Raw genomic sequence first — 18,703 nt, 5'->3', positions numbered from 1 at the left:
AAGCGCCCTCGCCCCGGCGAGGGCGTCCATTCAGCGGCCGTCGCGCTCCATGCGGCGGCGCTCGCCGCGGATGCGCCGGATCGTGCCGGTGGCCGAGCGGTAGACCACCGTCTCCGTCTCGATCGTGTTCGGCCGGAAGCGCACCCCGCGCAGGAGGGCGCCGTCGGTGACGCCGGTGGCGGCCACGATCACGTCGCCGCGGGCGAGGTCCGTCAGCTCGTATTTCCGCGACGGCTCGGTGATGCCCATGGCCTCCGCGCGGCGGCGCTTGTCCGCCGAATCGAGGATCAGCCGCGCCTGCATCTGGCCGCCGGTGCAACGGAGCGCCCCTGCCGCGATCACCCCTTCCGGCGCCGCGCCCGTGCCGAGATAGATGTCGATGCCCGTCTCGTCCGGGCTCGTGGTGTGGATGATGCCGGCGATGTCGCCGTCCGAGATCAGGCGGACGCCCGCTCCGGTGGCGCGGATCGCCGCGACAAGGTCGGCGTGGCGCGGCCGGTCGAGCACCAGGGCGGTGATCTGGGAGGGGCGCACGCCCTTGGCGCGGGCGAGCGCCGCGATGTTCTCGTGGGCGGGGGCATCGAGATCGATCACGCCGCGCGGGTAGCCCGGGCCGATCGCGATCTTCTGCATGTAGACGTCGGGGGCGGCGAGCAGCGAGCCGCGCTCGGCGAGGGCCATGACCGCGATGGCGCCCGGCATGTCCTTGGCGCAGAGGGTGGTGCCCTCCAGCGGATCCACCGCGACGTCGACGGAGAGGCCGCCGCGCCCGACCTTCTCGCCGATATAGAGCATCGGCGCTTGGTCGCGCTCGCCTTCGCCGATCACCACGGTGCCGTCCACCGGCAGGGTGTTCAGCTCCTCGCGCATCGCGTCGACGGCGGCTTGGTCCGCCTGCTTCTCGTTGCCCTGCCCGCGCAGGCCGGCCGCGGCGATCGCCGCCCGCTCGGTCACGCGCGCGAGCTCGAGGCCGAGGATGCGCATCGCGACACCCTGCGACCCCTCGGTCACCGCATCAGCCATCGTTTCCTCGCCCTTGTCCTGGCCCGAACATTTTCGGTGCCGACCGTTGAGATCCGGTAGGGGCGCCCGATGACCGCGCGTGCCGGACAGGTGTTTTCCACCAACCCAAGCGTGTAGGGGCGGTTTCCCGTCCCCGCAATCCGGATCGTTCCGCCTACTCGCGCTCGATGCGGATCAGCTGGGGCGATTCGGCGAGGAGGCCGTCGGCGGCGATGGCGTCGAGGGCGGCGCGGATGGTGCCCTCGGTGGCCGCGTAGGTGATCAGCACCAGCGGCACCGGCCGGCCGGAGCGGCCGCGCGGGTCGTTCACCGCGGCGGTCTCGTCGCGGCGCTGCAGGATGCTCTCCAGCGAGATCGCGCGCTCGGCCATGCGGGTGGCCACGCCCGCGGCGACGCCGGGGCGGTCATGCACGGTGAGGCGGATGTAGTAGCCGCCCTCGTGCCGCTGCATCTCGGCGCGGGACGGCGGGCGCAGGGCGGTGCTCGGGCGGCCGAAGGCCGGGCGCACGAGGCCGGCGGCCACGTCGGTGATGTCGGCGACCACGGCCGAGGCGGTGGCCTCGCCGCCCGCGCCGGGGCCGATCAGGGTCAGCTCGCCCACCGCGTCCGCATCGATGGTGACGGCGTTGGTCACGCCCATCACCTGGGCGATGGCCGAGGATTTCGGCACCATGGTTGGGTGCACGCGCTGCTCGATGCCGGCTTCCGTCGCCTGCGCGACGCCGAGCAGCTTGATGCGGTAGCCGAGCTCGTCCGCCATGCGCAGGTCGAGGGGCTGCACCCGCGAGATGCCCTCGACCGAGACGCCCTCGGCATCGACGGTGGTGCCGAAGGCGAGGCTCGTCAGGATGGCGAGCTTGTGGGCGGTGTCGAAGCCCTCGACGTCGAAGGTCGGGTCGGCCTCGGCATAGCCGAGCGCCTGCGCGTCCTTGAGGCAGGCCTCGAAGGTCAGGCCCTCGCGCTCCATGCGCGAGAGGATGTAGTTGCAGGTGCCGTTGAGGATCCCGTAGACGCGCGCCACCGCGTTGCCCGGCAGGCCCTCGCGCAGCGCCTTCACCACCGGGATGCCGCCGGCGACCGAGGCCTCGAAGGCGAGCGCGACGCCCGCGCTCTCCGCCGCCCGGGCGAGGGCCGCGCCGTGATGGGCGAGCAGCGCCTTGTTGGCGGTGACGACCTGCTTGCCCGCGGCGAGCGCGGCCTCGACGGTCTCCTTCGCCTTGCCCTCGGATCCGCCGATCAGCTCGACCACGCAGTCGACCTCGCCGGAACGGGCCATCTCCACGGCGTCGTCGAACCAGCGCATGCCGGCGAGGTCCAGTCCGCGGTCGCGGTTGCGATCGCGCGCGGCGACGGCGGTGACGCGGATCTCGCGGCCGGTGGCGGCGGTGAGCGCGTCGGAGCGGCGCGCGATCATGCGGACGACGGCGGCACCCACGGTGCCGAGCCCGGCAACGCCGAGGCGGAGGCTGTGTGTCATGGTTCTGGATCCGGGCCCGCGACGGGCGCGGCACTCATGCAACGATTTGCCCGCACCCGCAAGGAATCCGCAGGGGAGCGGGCGATCAGCTCGGGCTGCGCCGGAAGCGGATCGCGGCGGCGATCAGCGCGTAGAGCACGCAGGCGTTGAGCAGGTGCCAGAGCCAGTGCGTCCCGAACGGGATCGCCGGGCAGGCGGCCCTGTCGAGGGTGCGGGCGGTCAGCGAGACCAGGAACAGGCCGGCGACCGCCAGGAGGCGCCGGCCGGCCTCGCGCCGGGCCCCGGTCGAGGGCCGGATCGCGAGAAGCGCCGCCGCGACGCCGGCCAGCGCCAGGATCGCCGGCAGGTAGTCGATCGAGCCATTGCTCGCCTCGGCGAGCGAGCGGCCGGTCAGCGCGTCCAGGGCCGGCGTCAGGCCGAAGGAGAAGGCGAGGAAGGCGAGCGTCACGCAGGCCGCGGCGGCCGTGCCGAGCCCGAGGAAGCGCCGCATCGCCAGCCAGAAATAGCCGTAGATGAACAGCGCGATCGGGATCACGTCGGCGAGCATCGACCAGCGCAGGGCGAGGGTGTGGAACAGGAACGACCCGATCCCCACGACGCCCGTCAGCGCGGCGAGCGCCAGGCAGGGCCGGTCGGCCGGCACCTCCGCCGCGCGCCGCGCGGCCAGGAGCGCGGCGACCAGGAAGGCCCCGTTCGTCGCCGCGTTCAGCGGCTCGGACCAGAAATCGGGACCTGTGCGCTCGCAATAGCTGCGGATGGGCTCGAACCAATCGGGTGACATCGCCGCCCCTCCCCCACCCACGCCTTGTCAGCGCGACGCGAAGATTCGATGACGGGCGCCGGCTTGCGGGAAGCGTCGCGATGCGGATCACCACCTGGAACGTCAACTCGATCAAGCAGCGGATCGGGCATCTGCTCGCCTTCCTGGAGGAGGCGAAGCCCGACGTGGTCTGCCTGCAGGAGCTGAAATGCCAGGACGCCGCGTTCCCGCGCGAGGAGGTCGAGGCGGCGGGCTACGCGGTCGAGACGCTCGGCCAGAAGGCCTATAACGGCGTGGCACTGTTGGTGCGCAGGCCTCTGACGCTCGCCGAGGTGCGGCGCGGCCTGCCGGGCGATCCGGACGACGTCCAGGCCCGCTACATCGAGGGCGTGGTCTCGGGCGAGGAGGCCGCGCCGGTGAGGGTCGCCTCGATCTACCTGCCGAACGGCAACCCGGTCGCCAGCGAGAAATACCCCTACAAGCTCGCCTTCCTGGAACGCCTGCGCCGCCACGCCTGCGCCCTGATGCGGGACGAGACGCCCCTGGTGCTCGCGGGCGACTACAACGTGATCCCGGATGCGGTGGATGCCGCCGACCCGGAGGCGTGGCGCGCCGATGCGCTGTTCCTGCCGCAATCGCGGGCCGCCTTCCGGGGGCTGATCGCGGAGGGGTTCACCGACGCGCTTAGAGCCTGCGACCCGCGCGACGGGGTTTATACCTTCTGGGACTACCAGGCCGGCTGCTGGCAGAGGAATCTCGGCATCCGCATCGACCACCTCCTGCTCTCGCCCCAGGCCGCCGACCGCCTGGTCTCGGCCTCGGTGCAGAAGCCGCTGCGCGGGCTGGAGAAGCCCTCGGACCACGTGCCGGTGACGGTGGAGCTGCTGGACCATTAGGGCGCTCTCCGCCGAAGTGGATTCCGGTTCGGCGAAAGAGAGCGCGTCAAAACAACGATTCTAAGCCGCTCTCTCTCCGTCCATTGGGAGGGAGGCGGCGCCGGCCTCAGGCCGGCTGGATCGCCAGCCTGCCCTTCTGCGTCTCCAGGCTCCGCGCGAGCAGCCGCATCAGCGCGTAGACCGTGTCGATATGCGGGGTGGGCGTGCCGGTGATGCGGCCGAGCTCGATCACCGAGCCGACCAGCGCCTCCAGCTCGATGGCGCGGCCCGCCTCCACGTCCTGCAGCATCGAGGTCTTGTGCGCCCCGACCTTCTCGGCGCCCGCGATGCGCCGGTCGATGTCGACGCGGAAGGTGACGCCGAGCGTGTTCGCGATCGCCTGCGCCTCCTCCATCATGGCGCGGGCGAGCGCCCGCGTGTCGGGGAACTGGCAGATGTCCACCAGGGTGGCGTGGGTCAGGGCCGAGATCGGGTTGAAGCTGAGATTGCCCCAGAGCTTCAGCCAGATCTCCGAGCGGATGTCCCCGATCGCCGGTGACTTGAAGCCGGCCTTGACGAGCTTCTCGGACAGGATCGTCACCCGCTCGCTCATCGAGCCGTCCGGCTCGCCCAGCGTGTAGCGGTTGCCCTCGACCACGCGGACCACGCCCGGCGCTTCGAGGATGGCGGCCGGGTAGACCACCGAGCCGATCACCTTCGAGGCGTCGAGATGGCGGGCGATGGCGCCGCCCGGATCCGAGTTCTCGACCTGCTTGCCGGCATGCGCGCCCTCGTATCCGTGCAGGAAGTACCACCACGGGATGCCGTTCTGCAGGGTGACGACGGCGGTGTTCGGCCCGATCAGGTGCTTGAGGTCGGCCGCGATCGGGCCGACCTGATGCGCCTTGACGGTGAGCAGCACGTAATCGTGCACGCCCGCCTCCTGCATCGACTGCGTCGCGCGCACATCCCGGGCATGGATCTCGGAGCCGTCCTCCTCGATCAGCCGCATGCCCCCGGTCCGGATCGCCTCCAGATTCGCGCCGCGCGCGATGAAGGTGACGGGCTCGCCCGAGGCGGCGAGCTTGACGCCGAGTTGTCCGCCGATGGCGCCTGCGCCGACGATCGCGATGCTCATGCTGGTCCGTCCCTGGTTCCGCCGCTCTCGGTCGTTGTTTCGACGCGCTCTCCGTTCGCCGAACCGGTATTCATTTCGGCTTGAGAGCGCTCTCGATGCGTTCGTACGGGCGTCGCCCTCAGGCGAAGCGATTCGCGAGCACGCCGATCCCGGCGATCTCGACCTCGACCGTCGCGCCGGGCTTGATCGAGCCGACGCCGAGCGAGGTACCGCAGGCGACGATGTCGCCGGGCTCCAGCGTCATCCCCTGCGAGAGCATGGCGACGAGCTCGGCGGGCTGCCGGATCATGTCGGAGAGCGGGTAGTCCTGCCGCACCTGACCGTCCACGCGGACCACGACGCGCGATTCGAGCGGGTCGATGTCGGTCGCGATGCAGGGGCCGATCGGCGAGAAGCCGTCGAGCCCCTTCGCGCGCGTCCACTGCATGAAGCTCGGATCGGCGCGCAGGATGTCGAGGGAGGTCACGTCGTTGAGGCAGGTATAGCCAAAGATGTGCGCCCCGGCCGTCTCCGGCGTCAGGTCGCGCCCGCGCCGTCCGATGACGATGCCGAGCTCGCCCTCGAACAGCAGCTTGCCCGTGCCCGCCGGGATCGCCACCGGCTCGTCCGGCGGGTGGTAGGAGTTCGGCGGCTTGATGAAGAAGAGCGGCGCGGGCGGGTGGTCGAGGCCCTGCTTCTCGGCCATCGCCCGGAAGTTGTTCCACAGGGCGATCATCTTGCCCGGCCGGCAGGGGATCGCCAGCGCGACCTCGGCGAGCGGCACGACCGCCCCGGTCGGTGCCGAGTTGCCGAACAGGTCGCCGGAATGGACATGGATGTGGTCGCCTTCGAGGCGGCCGAAGCTCTCCGCGCCGTCATGGCTGTAGCGGACCCAGCGGGCCATCGGCATCCTCCCTGGCGGCAGGGCCCTGGCGTGGCGTCGCCCGGCTCTCTCGGCCGTCGCCACTTATCTGGCATACGGCATACTGTAGATCTGCCCGAAATGGCGGCCCAAGTCGCGCTTAAAGAATTCGCGGGCCCGTCAAAAAAACTTCACGGGGTCGTTGATGCAGATCAGTCCTGCGACCCGAAACCCGGAACATCCGCCTGACTTGGCCGTTCGGAACCGCCGAAGGCCGGCTGCATATGCACCTGAACGCGACGGGCTCGAGCCCCACCCGCCGCACGGAAGCCGGCACCCCTACCGAAGGAGATGTCCATGAACCGGGATCACATCGAGGGCGGCATCCGCAACCTGCGCGGCCGTGCCAAGACCGCCGCCGGCGCCGTGCTCGGCCGCCCGTCGCCGCAGGTCGAGGGCGCCATCGATCAGGTGGCCGGCGCCGCCCAGGTCGCCTATGGCCGCGCCCGCGACACGGCCGAGGACTATGTCCGCGACGGCCGCCACCTCGCGCACGAGGCGCGCCATCGTGCGCATGAGGCGGGCGAGCGCGCCCACGAACTCTACGACGAGGTGAGCCAGCGCGGCCGCCAGATCTACGACGAGGCCGGCGAGCGCGGCCGGCACTATCGTCGCCGCGCCGAGCGCCACGGCCGGGCGCTCGCGGCCCGTGCGGACGACAACCGCCTCGCCACGCTCGCGATCGTCGGCGCCGTGGCCTTCGGCCTCGGCCTGCTGATGCGCCGCGACCGCTGAGGGGCCGACGCCGCCCGGGTGGACCGGGCGGCGTCGTATAAAGACATCTTTATGTCTTGATTGCTTCGTGGCCCGCGACCTGCTAGAGCGCTCTCAGCCGAAGTGGATGCCGGTTCGGCGAGAGACAGCGCATCGGCATGCGGCCCGGCCACCGGGCCCGGCCCAGCGACACGCGAGAGACGGAGCAACCGACCTCATGGCCAAGGACTACATCGTCAAGGACATCGGGCTGGCCGATTACGGCCGCAAGGAGATCTCGATCGCCGAGAGCGAGATGCCGGGCCTGATGGCGGTCCGCGCCGAGTACGGCTCGAGCCAGCCGCTGAAGGGCGCCAAGATCGCCGGATCGCTCCACATGACGATCCAGACGGCGGTGCTGATCGAGACCCTCAAGGCGCTCGGCGCCGACATCCGCTGGGTCTCCTGCAATATCTACTCGACCCAGGACCACGCTGCCGCCGCGATCGCCGCCGCCGGCATCCCGGTCTTCGCCGTGAAGGGCGAAACCCTCGAGGAGTACTGGGACTACACCTCGCGCCTGTTCGACTGGCATGACGGCGGCCTGCCGAACATGATCCTCGACGACGGCGGCGATGCCACGATGTTCGTGCATCTCGGCCTGCGCGCCGAGCAGGGCGACACCGCCTTCCTCGACAAGCCGGGCTCCGAGGAGGAGGAGATCTTCTTCGCCCTCCTCAAGAAGAAGCTGAAGGAGAAGCCGAAGGGCTGGTTCGCCGGCCTCGCCGAGTCGATCAAGGGCGTCTCCGAAGAGACCACCACCGGCGTGCACCGCCTCTACATCCTGGCCAAGGAGGGCAAGCTGCTCTTCCCGGCCATCAACGTGAACGACTCGGTGACGAAGTCGAAGTTCGACAACCTCTACGGCTGCAAGGAATCGCTGGTCGACGGCATCCGCCGCGGCACCGACGTGATGATGGCCGGCAAGGTGGCGATGGTCGCGGGCTTCGGCGACGTGGGCAAGGGCTCGGCCGCCTCGCTGCGCAATGCCGGCTGCCGGGTCATGGTCTCGGAGATCGACCCGATCTGCGCGCTCCAGGCCGCGATGGAGGGCTACGAGGTCGTCACGATGGAGGACGCGGCTCCGCGCGCCGACATCTTCGTGACCGCCACCGGCAACAAGGACATCATCACCATCGACCACATGCGGGCGATGAAGGACCGGGCGATCGTCTGCAACATCGGCCACTTCGACAACGAGATCCAGGTCGCCGGCCTGAAGAACCTCAAGTGGACGAACATCAAGCCGCAGGTGGACGAGATCGAGTTCGCCGACGGCCACCGCATCATCCTGCTGTCGGAAGGCCGCCTGGTGAACCTCGGCAACGCGACGGGTCACCCCTCCTTCGTGATGTCGGCCTCCTTCACCAACCAGATGCTCGCCCAGATCGAGCTCTGGACGAACCCGGGCAAGTACGAGCTGCAGGTCTACACCCTGCCGAAGGCTCTCGACGAGAAGGTCGCCGCCCTGCACCTGGAGAAGGTCGGCGCCAAGCTCTCGAAGCTGCGCCCCGACCAGGCCTCGTACATCGGCGTCAACGAGGCGGGTCCGTACAAGCCCGAGCATTACCGCTACTGAGGTCGCCCCGCGGCCCTTCGCGGGAACATCATCGGAACATTGGAAGGGTCCGGCCGCAAGGCCGGGCCCTTTCTTCATTGTCAAGGCCGAACCGCAGTGCCGGACTGTGTCTTCTGTGCGTCGCATGCGGCGCAGCATGCATCCGCCTGCATGCCGCGCGTCCTTGGGGCCTTCCGGGACGATTCGCCCCCGGTCTACAGTGGCGGCGAATCTTCCGAGCGCGGTGGCGCGTCGCCGATCTCCCGGCGGCACGCGGACGGCGTGCGGCCTCGCGCCGCGCGGACGCGCCTGCGCGCGCTCGGCACCGGCGACGAGCCGTAAGGGGCGGGTCATGGGTCTCGAACGAACGGCGCGGCTGGCGGCTGGCGCCGGCATGCTCGTCGTCGGCTGCCTCTGGGCGGCGACCGCGTGGCCGGCCGGTCCGGAATCCGGCGCCGTCCTTCACATGCACGGCGTGGCCAGCGTCTCGGTCCTCGGCGGCCTGCTCGCCTTCGCCACCATCCTGTCCCTCCTGCATATCCGCGAGCGCGGCCGCTGGACCCGGCGCGACCGCGAGCAGGCCGCGGCGCTCGATGCCCTGCGCGGCGCGCACGACCGCGCCGAGATGCTGCTGAACGCCGAGCGGCAGATCATCGTCACCTGGGATGCGCGCACCGAGCCGGTCATCGAGGGCGATGTCGGCATCGCCTTCGACGGGCGCCCGATCTCGGGCGCGGCCCGCCGCATCCTGGCCTTCGGCTCCTGGCTGCTGCCCTCCGATGCCGGGGCGATCGAGGCGGCGGTCGAGACCCTGCGCGCCCGCGGCACCGGCTTCCGCCTCGCGCTCCGCAGCCAAGCCGGCCGCAGCATCGAGGCGCATGGCCAAGCGGTGGCCGGCCGCGCGCTGCTGCGCCTGCGCGAGACCAGCGACGAGCGGCGCGAGATCGCCGAGCTGCGCGAGACCCTGGACGAGGCCCGCCGCGGCCTCGCCGCCCTGGCGAGCCTCCTCGACGCGATCCCGCAGCCGGTCTGGCGGCGCAACCGCGAGGGCGGGCTCGCCTGGGTCAACATGGCCTATGTCGCCGCCATCGAGGCCCCGAGCCGCGAGGCGGCGCTGGAGGCCGGCACCGAGCTCCTCGACCGGCCGGCCCGCGAGATGGTCGCCCGCGACGACCTTGGCCGCCGCAGCCAGCAGCCGGTGCCGCGGCTCTCGGCGGTGGTGGCCGGCAGCCGCCGCGTCCTCGACGTGTTCGAGACGCGCCTGGAGACCGGCCGCGTCGGCATCGCGATCGACGTCTCCGAATTGGAGAGCGTGCGCGCGGACCTCCAGCGCCAGATGAACGCCAATGTCCGCACGCTGGACCAGCTGCCGACCGCGGTGGCGATGTTCGACGACCGCCAGCGCCTGATCTTCCACAACGCCGCCTACCGGCAGCTCTGGGACCTCGACGTCGCCTACCTCGAAGGCCGCCCGCTGGACGGCGAGATCCTCGACCATCTGCGCGCCCAGCGGAAGCTGGAGGAACATGCCGATTTCCGGGCCTGGAAGCAGAGCGTGCTCGCCGCCTACCGGGCGGTGGAGGCCAACGAGACCTGGTGGTACCTGCCGGACGGGCGCACCCTGCGCGTCGTCGCCGACCCGAACCCGCAAGGAGGGCTCACCTACCTGTTCGACGACGTCTCGGACCGGGTGAACCTCGAATCGCGCTACAACGCCCTGATGCGGGTCCAGGCCGAGACCCTGGACACCCTGATGGAGCCGGTCGCCGTCTTCGCGGCGGACGGGCGCCTGACCTTCGCCAACCGCGCCTTCGCGACGGTGTGGCGCCTCGACGCCGCCATGCTGGAGCAGCGCCCCCATGTCGAGGCGGTGATAGAGGCCTGCCGCCGCCTCGCCCCCGCGGAGGAGCCCTGGCTCGACATCCGCGACCGCATCGTCGGCCTCGAATCGCGCGACACCCTCTCCTGCCGGCTGGAGGTGGTCGACGGCACCGTGCTCGACTGCGCCGCCCAGCCGCTACCCGAGGGCGCGACCCTGCTGACGCTCATCGACGTGACCGCCAGCGTCAACGTCGAGCGCGCGCTCACCGAGAAGAACGAGGCCCTGGAGAAGGCTGCGCAGCTGCGCGACAGCTTCGTCCACCACGTCTCCTACGAGCTGCGCTCGCCGCTCACCAACATCATCGGCTTCACGCAGCTGCTCGGCGACGAATCGGTCGGCGCCCTCAACATCCGCCAGCGCGAATATGCCGACCACATCATGCGCTCGTCCGGCGCGTTGCTGGTCATCATCAACGACATCCTCGACCTCGCCTCGATCGATGCCGGCTCGCTCGAGCTGCAGCACGAGGTGGTGGACGTGCGCGAGACGATCGACGCCGCCATGCGCGGCATCGAGGACCGCCTCGCCGAGGCCAGCCTCGGCGTCGTCCTCGACGTGCCGCCGGACATCGGCAGCGTCTACGCGGACGGCAAGCGCGTCCGGCAGATCCTGTTCAACCTGCTCTCCAACGCGGTCGGCTTCTCCCGCGCGGGGGACCGCATCGAGGTGATGGCCCGTCGCACCCGCACGGAGCTGATCATCGGCGTGCGCGACCACGGCCTCGGCATGCCGCCGGAGATCGCGGCCCAGGTCTTCGACCGGTTCGAGAGCCATACGCTCGGCACCCGCCACCGCGGCGTCGGCCTGGGGCTCTCGATCGTGCGCTCCTTCGTGGAGCTGCATGGCGGCCGGGTGCATCTGGAGACGAGCCCCGGCGCCGGCACCTGCGTGACCTGCTCCTTCCCGCTGGCCGACCGGGACCCGCAGGTCGAAGCGGCGGAGTAACGAAGCCGGGAGCGGCCGTCCCAGCTTGGCCGAACCGCTTGACGGGCCCTTGGCCACGGCCCAGCACGCTCGCGATGTCCACACTCTCGCACAGCGGCTGGGCCGTCTTCCGCAACGGCGATTTCCGCCTGTTCTGCGCTGCCCGCTTCCTCAGCGGCCTCGCCTACCAGATGCAGGCGGTGGCGATCGGCTGGTTCGTGTACGACCTGACCCGCTCGGCGCTCGCGCTGGGCCTCGTCGGGCTCGCGGGCTTCCTGCCGGCGATGCTGGCGGCCCTGGTCACCGGCCATGTCGCCGACACCTACGACCGCCGGCTGGTGGCCGCGATCAGCTTCGCGGTGCAGGCCGCGGCGAGCTTCGGGCTGCTGGCCTACGCCCTGTCCGGAGCGCAGGCGGCCTGGCCGGTCTATGCCCTGGTGATCGTGGTGGGCACCGCCCGCGCCTTCGCCAATCCGAGCCTGCAGGCCCTGCTGCCGACCCTGGTCTCCCGCGACCTGTTCGGCTCGGCGATCGCCTGGAACTCCTCGCTCTGGCAGAGCTCGTCCGTGATGGGCCCGGCCTTCGGCGGCCTGCTCTATGCGGCTGGGCCCGCGGTGGTGTTCGGCGGCGCGGGCACGAGCTTCGCGCTCGCCTGCCTCTGCGTCGGCGCCATCCGCTTCCGGCCCGCGCCGGTGAGCGAGCGGCCGCGCGTGAGCTGGGCGACGCTCTCGGCTGGCCTCCACTACATCCGCTCCCAGCCCGTGGTGCTCGGGGCGATCAGCCTCGACCTGTTCGCAGTGCTGTTCGGCGGCGCCACCGCCCTCCTGCCGGTCTTCGCGGCGGAGGTGCTGCATGTCGGCCCCCTCGGCCTCGGGGCCCTGCGCAGCATGCCGGCCGCTGGCGCCGTCGCCATGGCGGTGCTCCTCGCCTATCGGCCCCTGCGGCGGCATGCGGGCGTCCGGATGCTGCGGGCGGTCGCCCTGTTCGGGCTCGCGATCGTGGTCTTCGGCCTCTCGACCTCGCTGCCGCTCTCGATGTTCTGCCTGTTCATCACGGGCGCGGCCGACATGGTCAGCGTCTATGTCCGCCAGACCTTCGTCCAGGGCGAGACGCCCGACGCCATGCGCGGCCGGGTCGCGGCGGTGAACACGGTCTTCATCGGCGCCTCGAACGAACTCGGCGAGTTCGAATCGGGCCTGCTCGCCGCCGCGATCGGCGCGGTGCCCGCCGTCGTGGCGGGCGGCGTCATGACGATGCTGATCGCCGTGGCCTGGGGGCGGCTCTTCCCGGCGCTCCGGCAGCGGGATCATCTGCTGAAGTCGGACTGATCCCGGGGTTCGAAGGGGATCATCCCCTTCGCGGGGCCGGGCGGAGCCCGGATCGGACGCCGGGGCTTTGCCCCGGCACCCCACCAAAGGGACGTCGTCCCTTTGGGATCCCCGGATCAGCGCCCCGCCAGCAGCGGCGACCAGGTCGGGTCCGAGGCGTAGGACGGGGTCGGGACGGGCTGCTCCACCTTGCCGGTGATGTCCACCATGTAGAGCTTGCCGCCGCCCTGGCCGCCGGGATCGCGGAAGAACAGCACGTACTGGCCGTTCGGCGCGAAGGTCGGGCCCTCGTTGTGGAAGCCCTCGGTGAGCACGCGCTCGCCCGAGCCGTCGGGCTTCATCACGCAGATCGCGAAGCCGCCCTTGCGCTGGCGGGTGAAGGCGATGAGGTCGCCGCGCGGCGACCAGGCCGGCTGCGAGGCCGAGCCCTCGCCGAATGAGATCCGGTGCGGGTTCGAGCCGTCCGCGCCCATCACGTAGATCTGCTGCGAGCCGCCGCGATCCGATTCGAACACGATCTGCGATCCGTCCGGCGCGTAGGTCGGCGAGGTGTCGATGGCCATGCCGCTGGTGATCGGGCGCTGCGCCTTCGAGGCGAGGTCCATGGTCACGATGTCGGCGTTGCCGCCCTGCTGCACGCTCATCACGAGGCGGCGCCCGTCCGGCGAGAAGCGCGGGCTCGCGCTCATCGAATCCATGTTGCCGACCGCCTGCCGCGTGCCGGTCTCGAGGTTGATCACCTGCACCCGCGGCTGGTGGCCGGTGGCCTGCGCCATGAAGGCGATGTCCTGGGTCGCCGGCGAGTAGCGCGGCGCGACGATGGCGTTCTCGCCGCTGGTGATGGCGCGGACGTTGGCGCCGTCCTGATCCATCACCATCAGGCGCTTGCGGCGATTCTCCTTCGGGCCCGACTCGTCCACGAAGGCGATGCGGCTGTCGAACCAGGGGCCGAGGCCGGTGATCTTGGTATAGACCGAGTCCGAGATCAGGTGGCCCGTGCGGCGGGCATTGGCCGGGTCGGTGGCGAATTGCTGGCCGGTCATCTGCTGGCCGGAGGTCACGTCCCAGAGGCGGAACTCGACCTTGAGGCGTCCGGAGGCGTCGCGCGAGACGCGGCCGGTCACGAGACCCTGCACGCCGGTGGCGCGCCACTTCTCGAAGCTCGGCGCTGCGTCGAATTGCGGCTGCTCGGGGAAGCGTGCCTTGTCGAGGGGCGCGAAATAGCCTGAGCGGCGCAGGTTGTTCGTCACCACCCCCGAGACGAGGCCGCCGAGGCTCGGATCGCCCGCGAAGTCGGTGACCGCGATCGGCAGCGGCTGGAACGAGCCGCCGCCGATGCGCAATTGGAGCTGAGCGTGCGCCGGCTGCGCCCCGACAAGGACGAAGGCGAGAAGCGCCAGGAGCGTGGCGAGGGGCGCCATGCGGCGCCGCGGGAGCGGGCGTGCGTGCATCGGGTCGGTCCGGGGATTGGGTCCTGGGGCGCGGGGGAGGTCGGCGTCAGGTCGCCGTGAACTCGAACTCCGCGTTGATGGCTTTCCAGTCATTGTAATAGGGTGCGTACTGGGCCGGGATCTTGTAGGGCGCGCAGCGGCGGACCGCGCGCAACGCGGCCTGCGCGATCGACTGGTCCACCGAGCTTGCGCCGCCGCGCATGATCCGCGGCTCGGATCCGAGCGATCCGTCCGGGTTCAGGCGGATGTCGAGCACCGGCAGGATCACGCCCTGCGCCGCGCCGGGCGGGGCCGAGTAGCAGCGCTCGATCTGCTGCTGCAGCATACCGACGAGCGCGTCGCGCATGGAGGGCGAGAGGCGCTGCGCGTTGCCCGACGGCGCGCCGAGCGCGGCCACGCGCTGCACGTCGCGACCCGTCGCGCCGGTCGATTGCGAGGGGGCCTTCGAGGCCAGCACCGACTTGATGTCGCCCGCGTTGAACTTGTCGGCGAGTTCGGCCTGCTTGCGGGCCTTGGCTTCCGCATCGGCCTTCGCCTTGGCATCCGCGACCGCCTTCGCCTTGGCCTTCGCGGCGGCCTCGGCCTTGGCCTTGGCGGCGGCCTCCGCCTTCTCGCGCTCGGCCTCGGCCTTCGCCTCGGCGAGCTGCTTCTGGTGCTCGGCCTCCTTGCGCTCGGCTTCCGCCTTGGCCTTCGCGTCGGCTTCAGCCTTCGCCTTGGCCTCGGCGCGCGCCTTCTCGGCCTTGGCCGCGGCGTCCGCCTTGGCCTTCGCCTCGGCCTTGGCCTTGGCTTCCGCGGCGGCTTCCGCCTCCTCGCGCTCGATCAGCTTGGCGAGCTCCTCGCGCTTCTCGGCCTCGGCCTTGGCGGCGTCCGCCTTGGCCTTCGCCTCCGCCTTGGCGGCCGCGGCCTTCTCGGCGGCTGCCTTCTCCGCGGCTTTGGCGGCCTTGGCCGCCTCGGCCTTCTCCGCCGCAGCCTTGGCAGCGGCTTCCGCCATCTCGGCCGCAGCTTTCTCGGCGGCCGCCTTCGCCTCGGCCGGGTCGGGCTCGCTCATGCGCAGAGGCATCTCGTCGGCATGCGCCACCTTCATGTCGGCGGGGCGCGTCGGCGGGGTGGGCGCGTCGACCTTGGCGTTCTCGGGCTCGCGCTCCTCGGGCGTGTCGGCCTTGCGGTCGGCCCGCGGCTTGGCGTCGGAGAGGGGCTTCTCGGCGTCGCGCTGGCCCTTGGTCAGTTCGGAGAACTGGTTCTCGGTGATCACCTCGACGGGCACGCCCTCCTGCGCCTCCGGCAAAGCCGGCGCGGAGATGCCGATGATGGCCGCGGCGAGCAGCACGACATGCGTGCCGGCCGAGATCCAGACACCCGGTTCCCTGCGGTCGAAGGCGATGGGCAAGGTGATCGGCAAGGCGCCTGCTACCTCTGATCGGGCTCGGTGACGAGGGCGACCTTGCGGAAGCCCCCGCCGGTGACGATCGCCATCACCTGGGCGACGCGGCCGTAATCGACGCGCTTGTCGCCGCGCACGAAGACGCGCTCCTCGGTGCCGGCCTTCGCGGTCTCGGTGAGCTTCGGGATGATCGCGTCGTCCGAGAGCTCGTCCTCGCCGAGGAAGACCTGGCCGGTCTGGCGGATCGACAGGGTGATCGGCTTCGTGTCGGAGTTGAGCGGCGAAGCCTTGGATTGCGGCAGGTCGAGGGGCACGCCCACCGTCATCATCGGCGCGGCGACCATGAAGATGATCAGCAGCACCAGCACGACGTCGATGAACGGCGTCATGTTGATCTCGTTGATGGCGCCGCTGCGCCGGCCCCGCCGCCGCCGCTTGCCGCCGCCCTTCGCGCCCGCTGCCATGGCCATGGATTCAGCTCCTTCCGGGTCAGGCGACGAGCGAGAGCCGCTCGTCGATCTGGCGCGACAGGATCGCGGAGAACTCGTCGGCGAAGCCTTCGAGCCGCGACTGGGCCTTGGCGACCTCGGCCTGGAGCTTGTTGTAGGCGAGCACGGCGGGGATCGCCGCGAACAGGCCGATCGCGGTGGCGAAGAGCGCCTCGGCGATGCCGGGCGCGACGACCGCGAGCGAGGTGTTCTTGGACGCGGCGATCGAGGTGAAGGCGGTCATGATGCCCCAGACCGTGCCGAACAGGCCGATATACGGGCCGGCCGAGCCGATCGAGGCGAGGAAGAGGAGGCGCGATTCCAGGCGCTCGACCTCGCGCTGGATGGTCACGTCGAGGGTCTTGTCGATGCGCTGGCTGAGCGACTGGATCTGCCGGCCGGAGCCCTCGAAGGAGCGCTTCCACTCGCGCATGGCGGCCACGAAGACCGCGGCGAGGCCGGTGGCCGGGCGGTCGTTGAAGGAGCGGAACAGCTCCTCCAGGGAGCGGCCGGACCAGAACGCGTCCTCGAAGGAATCCATCTCGGAGCGGATGCGGCGGAACAGCAGCGTCTTGTCGACGATGATCGCCCAGCACCACACGGAGGCGCTGAGCAGGCCGACCATCACGATCTTCACGACGAAATGGGCCTGGAGGAACAGGCCGAGCAGGCTCATGTCGGCGACCGGCGCTTGCACCGCCATGGCATCGGCTGGAGTCATCGGACCTGATCCTCGATGCCCGAAGACGCCCGCGCCGGGACGTGGCGCAGCTGCGCTCGGGTCAAATCGTCGAACGATATCAACGGGAATCGCCGTTGAATCTGTCGAAAGTAAGGGCCACGCCAGCCTTGCGGCCGACGTAATCCGCGCGACGCAGTAAAGGGCCCGGCAGGGTTAAGGATCGGTTGCGGCGGCGGCTTTCGGCGCCAGCGCCCGCCGCAGCGAATCCGGCAGGCGGATCGCCCTGTCGCCGCGCACGCACGCCACCACGACCTCGGCCTGGACCAGGATCTCGCCGTCGCGGGTGACGGCCTGCGCCAGATGCATGGAGGCGCCGCGCAATTCGCGGGTCGCGGTTTCCACCACGAGGGCGTCGTCCATGCGGGCGGGCTTCAGGTAGTCGATCGCCATGCGCCGCACCACGAAGACGAGGCCGCCCGCCTCCCGGTGCAGGTCGGATTGGTCGCCGGCAAGCCCGCGCAGCAGTTCCGTGCGCCCGCGCTCCATGAAGCGCAGGTAGCTCGCATGGTAGACGAAGCCGGAGAAGTCCGTGTCCTCGTAGTAGACCCGCACAGGGAGCCGGTGCGCGTCCGCGAGATCTGTCGAATCCATTGCAGGCCGGGTTCGGGATGCGGCTGGAGATGCCGAAGCCGCGCTGTTTAGAGATGTCGGCCGGCGAATGCGAGGGTGGCCGACATGGCGAAGGCCGCTCCCGCGCGGGAGCGGCCCTGCCTGTCCGAGGCGGTGTCCGATACCGGATGGCGACGAGCGCGACGCCGCCATCGACCCGCGCGACTGCGCGGCGGCGGCCATCCGCCGGGCGCCTCGATCCCGACCCTGGTCGGGATCGAGGCATTTGGGAATCAACCGCCGACGCGGCCGGCGAGCGTGGCCGAGTGGGCGTGCTCGTCCGCGATGAAGGGCAGCGCCTCGTTGGCGAAGCGGCGTCCGGCGGCGCTGTCGCCGTTCTGCGCGTAGGTCTGGTACAGCGCCAGCGTGCGCGCGTCGGAGCGGGCCTGCTCGCGGACATAGGTCCGGTCGAAGTCGCGGGCGGTCGGCGCGGCCCGCAGGCGCTCGATCCGGGCCTGGCCGTTCGGACCCAGCGCGACGCGGCGGCCGGGCTCGGCCGGGCTGTTGTCGACGATCCCGACGCCGCCGAGCACGCCGCCGACGATGCTGGTGCCGAGATTGGCCGCGATGGTGACGGGCGCGAGCACCACGCCGACCGGGTTGTCGAGGCGGGTCGGGATGCCCTGCCGGTCGGAGACGATCCGACCGGTGGCGGTCAGCGAGGTGCCCTCGGGCAGGAGCGCACGGGTGGTGGCCTCACGCTCGACCAGGACGCGGTTGGCGTAGTTGCGGACCCGCGGGTTGCGCGAGCGCTCCAGCGCGATGCGGCTGGCCTCGATGCTGGCGGCGTCCGAGCGCAGGGCCTCGGCGCGAAACTTGGGCGTGTCGGTCGCGGCGGCGCCGAGCGGCGCGTCGGCCCCGATGCGCAGCGGCAGCGCGTCCTGCGCCAGGGCGGGCGTGGCGAGGGCAGCGACGGACAGGCCGAGAGCGGCCAGGACGGTCGTCTTCATGACGGATTTTCCTCGGGATTCTTCAGCGATCGGTATCGTCTGCCGGCGCCCGCGGAGGGGCACGGTCGGGCCGTCAACTTGTGCGCTGCGGTCGTGTTCCGCGCATGCGCAATCCTGTGATCCCGGGATCGGGGGATGCGGGTGCAGCCAGCTCGCGCGGTGCCGCTCGCGGCGAACGGTGTGTTGTCCCAGGGATTTGCGTGCGGGATCGACAGGCTCGCGCGGGGTCGCGAGCGGGGAAGATGATTCCCCCGCGACGATCATGAACAAATCAGATATGCGCCCACTGCATATCCGCGGCTCGGCGCCTCGCCCTCAGCCCTCCGATCCGTCGTCCGGGAACAGGCCGGCCTGCAGGTTCGGGTCCCGCCGCGGCGGGGTGAGGCCCATGTGGCGGAAGGCGTGGGCGGTGAGGAGGCGGCCGCGTGGCGTGCGCTGCACGAAGCCCTGCTGGATCAGGTAG

17 protein-coding genes are annotated in these 18,703 nt (G+C 71.0%); 5 read left to right on the top strand and 12 right to left on the bottom strand.

All coding sequences use genetic code 11. The features are described 5' to 3' along the window. Nucleotides 1-30 precede the first annotated feature (30 nt). The 3 genes from glpX to MTDSW087_RS25990 form a co-directional block, all read right to left on the bottom strand. Nucleotides 31-1,023 (bottom strand): class II fructose-bisphosphatase, encoded by a 993-nt coding sequence (gene glpX / locus MTDSW087_RS26000; protein WP_144768095.1) that lies wholly within the window; start codon nucleotides 1,021-1,023, stop codon nucleotides 31-33. 154 nt (nucleotides 1,024-1,177) lie between these two features. After that, nucleotides 1,178-2,500: a homoserine dehydrogenase gene (locus MTDSW087_RS25995; protein WP_144768093.1), complete on the bottom strand. Its 1,323-nt coding sequence runs from the start codon at nucleotides 2,498-2,500 to the stop codon at nucleotides 1,178-1,180. An 85-nt stretch (nucleotides 2,501-2,585) separates the two neighbouring features. After that, nucleotides 2,586-3,281, bottom strand: coding sequence for a ceramidase domain-containing protein (locus MTDSW087_RS25990; RefSeq protein ID WP_144768091.1), 696 nt, complete (start codon nucleotides 3,279-3,281; stop codon nucleotides 2,586-2,588). 80 nt (nucleotides 3,282-3,361) lie between these two features. Here MTDSW087_RS25990 and xth point away from each other — a divergent pair, with 80 nt between their 5' ends. Beyond that, a complete protein-coding gene (xth, locus tag MTDSW087_RS25985; RefSeq protein WP_144768089.1) occupies nucleotides 3,362-4,156 on the top strand; it encodes an exodeoxyribonuclease III in 795 nt (264 codons plus the stop codon). Nucleotides 4,157-4,262: 106 nt separating this feature from the next. Here xth and MTDSW087_RS25980 read toward each other — a convergent pair whose 3' ends face one another. Further along, nucleotides 4,263-5,273 (bottom strand): 2-dehydropantoate 2-reductase, encoded by a 1,011-nt coding sequence (locus MTDSW087_RS25980; protein WP_144768087.1) that lies wholly within the window; start codon nucleotides 5,271-5,273, stop codon nucleotides 4,263-4,265. Nucleotides 5,274-5,391: 118 nt separating this feature from the next. Next, nucleotides 5,392-6,156 (bottom strand): fumarylacetoacetate hydrolase family protein, encoded by a 765-nt coding sequence (locus MTDSW087_RS25975; RefSeq protein ID WP_144768085.1) that lies wholly within the window; start codon nucleotides 6,154-6,156, stop codon nucleotides 5,392-5,394. Between the two features lie 315 nt (nucleotides 6,157-6,471). Here MTDSW087_RS25975 and MTDSW087_RS25970 point away from each other — a divergent pair, with 315 nt between their 5' ends. The 4 genes from MTDSW087_RS25970 to MTDSW087_RS25955 all read left to right on the top strand — a co-directional run bounded on the left by MTDSW087_RS25970 (nucleotide 6,472) and on the right by MTDSW087_RS25955 (nucleotide 12,619). Continuing rightward, nucleotides 6,472-6,909, top strand: a complete 438-nt coding sequence (locus MTDSW087_RS25970; protein WP_144768083.1) for a CsbD family protein — start codon at nucleotides 6,472-6,474, stop codon at nucleotides 6,907-6,909. Nucleotides 6,910-7,105: 196 nt separating this feature from the next. Next, nucleotides 7,106-8,506: an adenosylhomocysteinase gene (gene ahcY / locus MTDSW087_RS25965; protein ID WP_144768081.1), complete on the top strand. Its 1,401-nt coding sequence runs from the start codon at nucleotides 7,106-7,108 to the stop codon at nucleotides 8,504-8,506. A gap of 331 nt (nucleotides 8,507-8,837) precedes the next feature. Next, a complete protein-coding gene (locus MTDSW087_RS25960) occupies nucleotides 8,838-11,312 on the top strand; it encodes a sensor histidine kinase (RefSeq protein ID WP_144768079.1) in 2,475 nt (824 codons plus the stop codon). 74 nt (nucleotides 11,313-11,386) lie between these two features. Next, the gene (locus MTDSW087_RS25955; RefSeq protein WP_144768077.1) at nucleotides 11,387-12,619 is read left to right on the top strand and encodes an MFS transporter; all 1,233 of its coding nucleotides are present in this window, start codon (nucleotides 11,387-11,389) and stop codon (nucleotides 12,617-12,619) included. A gap of 116 nt (nucleotides 12,620-12,735) precedes the next feature. Here the strand turns inward: MTDSW087_RS25955 and tolB are convergent, their stop codons facing one another. The 7 genes from tolB to MTDSW087_RS25920 form a co-directional block, all read right to left on the bottom strand. Beyond that, entirely contained in the window at nucleotides 12,736-14,070 is a 1,335-nt protein-coding gene (gene tolB, locus MTDSW087_RS25950) for a Tol-Pal system beta propeller repeat protein TolB (RefSeq protein WP_144768075.1), read from the bottom strand. A gap of 46 nt (nucleotides 14,071-14,116) precedes the next feature. Next, on the bottom strand, nucleotides 14,117-15,469 hold the full coding sequence (tolA, locus tag MTDSW087_RS25945; RefSeq protein WP_144768073.1) for a cell envelope integrity protein TolA: 1,353 nt from the start codon (nucleotides 15,467-15,469) through the stop codon (nucleotides 14,117-14,119). An 8-nt stretch (nucleotides 15,470-15,477) separates the two neighbouring features. Further along, on the bottom strand, nucleotides 15,478-15,921 hold the full coding sequence (locus MTDSW087_RS25940) for an ExbD/TolR family protein (RefSeq protein WP_186384002.1): 444 nt from the start codon (nucleotides 15,919-15,921) through the stop codon (nucleotides 15,478-15,480). Between the two features lie 19 nt (nucleotides 15,922-15,940). After that, nucleotides 15,941-16,660 carry a protein TolQ gene (gene tolQ, locus MTDSW087_RS25935; protein WP_142584770.1) on the bottom strand — a complete coding sequence of 240 codons (720 nt, stop codon included), beginning with the start codon at nucleotides 16,658-16,660 and terminating at the stop codon, nucleotides 15,941-15,943. A gap of 174 nt (nucleotides 16,661-16,834) precedes the next feature. Further along, nucleotides 16,835-17,272, bottom strand: coding sequence for a tol-pal system-associated acyl-CoA thioesterase (ybgC, locus tag MTDSW087_RS25930; protein WP_144768072.1), 438 nt, complete (start codon nucleotides 17,270-17,272; stop codon nucleotides 16,835-16,837). Between the two features lie 251 nt (nucleotides 17,273-17,523). After that, entirely contained in the window at nucleotides 17,524-18,240 is a 717-nt protein-coding gene (locus MTDSW087_RS25925) for a DUF4142 domain-containing protein (protein WP_144768070.1), read from the bottom strand. Between the two features lie 315 nt (nucleotides 18,241-18,555). Then, nucleotides 18,556-18,696: a hypothetical protein gene (locus MTDSW087_RS25920; RefSeq protein ID WP_425324731.1), complete on the bottom strand. Its 141-nt coding sequence runs from the start codon at nucleotides 18,694-18,696 to the stop codon at nucleotides 18,556-18,558. Between the last annotated feature and the right edge of the window lie 7 nt (nucleotides 18,697-18,703).

Source organism: Methylobacterium dankookense (genome assembly GCF_902141855.1).
Lineage (GTDB): Bacteria > Pseudomonadota > Alphaproteobacteria > Rhizobiales > Beijerinckiaceae > Methylobacterium > Methylobacterium dankookense.
This window is presented reverse-complemented; position numbering and strand designations above follow the sequence as displayed.

Bases quoted from the DNA above. Each gene is read 5' to 3' on its own strand.
- MTDSW087_RS25925 (WP_144768070.1), bottom strand. From the start codon at position 18,240: ATGAAGACGACCGTCCTGGCCGCTCTCGGCCTGTCCGTCGCTGCCCTC.
- MTDSW087_RS25980 (WP_144768087.1), bottom strand. From the start codon at position 5,273: ATGAGCATCGCGATCGTCGGCGCAGGCGCCATCGGCGGACAACTCGGC.
- ybgC (WP_144768072.1), bottom strand. From the start codon at position 17,272: ATGGATTCGACAGATCTCGCGGACGCGCACCGGCTCCCTGTGCGGGTC.
- MTDSW087_RS25995 (WP_144768093.1), bottom strand. From the start codon at position 2,500: ATGACACACAGCCTCCGCCTCGGCGTTGCCGGGCTCGGCACCGTGGGT.
- MTDSW087_RS25940 (WP_186384002.1), bottom strand. From the start codon at position 15,921: ATGGCCATGGCAGCGGGCGCGAAGGGCGGCGGCAAGCGGCGGCGGCGG.
- tolB (WP_144768075.1), bottom strand. From the start codon at position 14,070: ATGCACGCACGCCCGCTCCCGCGGCGCCGCATGGCGCCCCTCGCCACG.
- ahcY (WP_144768081.1), top strand. From the start codon at position 7,106: ATGGCCAAGGACTACATCGTCAAGGACATCGGGCTGGCCGATTACGGC.
- MTDSW087_RS25970 (WP_144768083.1), top strand. From the start codon at position 6,472: ATGAACCGGGATCACATCGAGGGCGGCATCCGCAACCTGCGCGGCCGT.
- MTDSW087_RS25955 (WP_144768077.1), top strand. From the start codon at position 11,387: ATGTCCACACTCTCGCACAGCGGCTGGGCCGTCTTCCGCAACGGCGAT.
- MTDSW087_RS25960 (WP_144768079.1), top strand. From the start codon at position 8,838: ATGGGTCTCGAACGAACGGCGCGGCTGGCGGCTGGCGCCGGCATGCTC.
- glpX (WP_144768095.1), bottom strand. From the start codon at position 1,023: ATGGCTGATGCGGTGACCGAGGGGTCGCAGGGTGTCGCGATGCGCATC.
- MTDSW087_RS25990 (WP_144768091.1), bottom strand. From the start codon at position 3,281: ATGTCACCCGATTGGTTCGAGCCCATCCGCAGCTATTGCGAGCGCACA.
- MTDSW087_RS25975 (WP_144768085.1), bottom strand. From the start codon at position 6,156: ATGGCCCGCTGGGTCCGCTACAGCCATGACGGCGCGGAGAGCTTCGGC.
- xth (WP_144768089.1), top strand. From the start codon at position 3,362: ATGCGGATCACCACCTGGAACGTCAACTCGATCAAGCAGCGGATCGGG.
- tolQ (WP_142584770.1), bottom strand. From the start codon at position 16,660: ATGACTCCAGCCGATGCCATGGCGGTGCAAGCGCCGGTCGCCGACATG.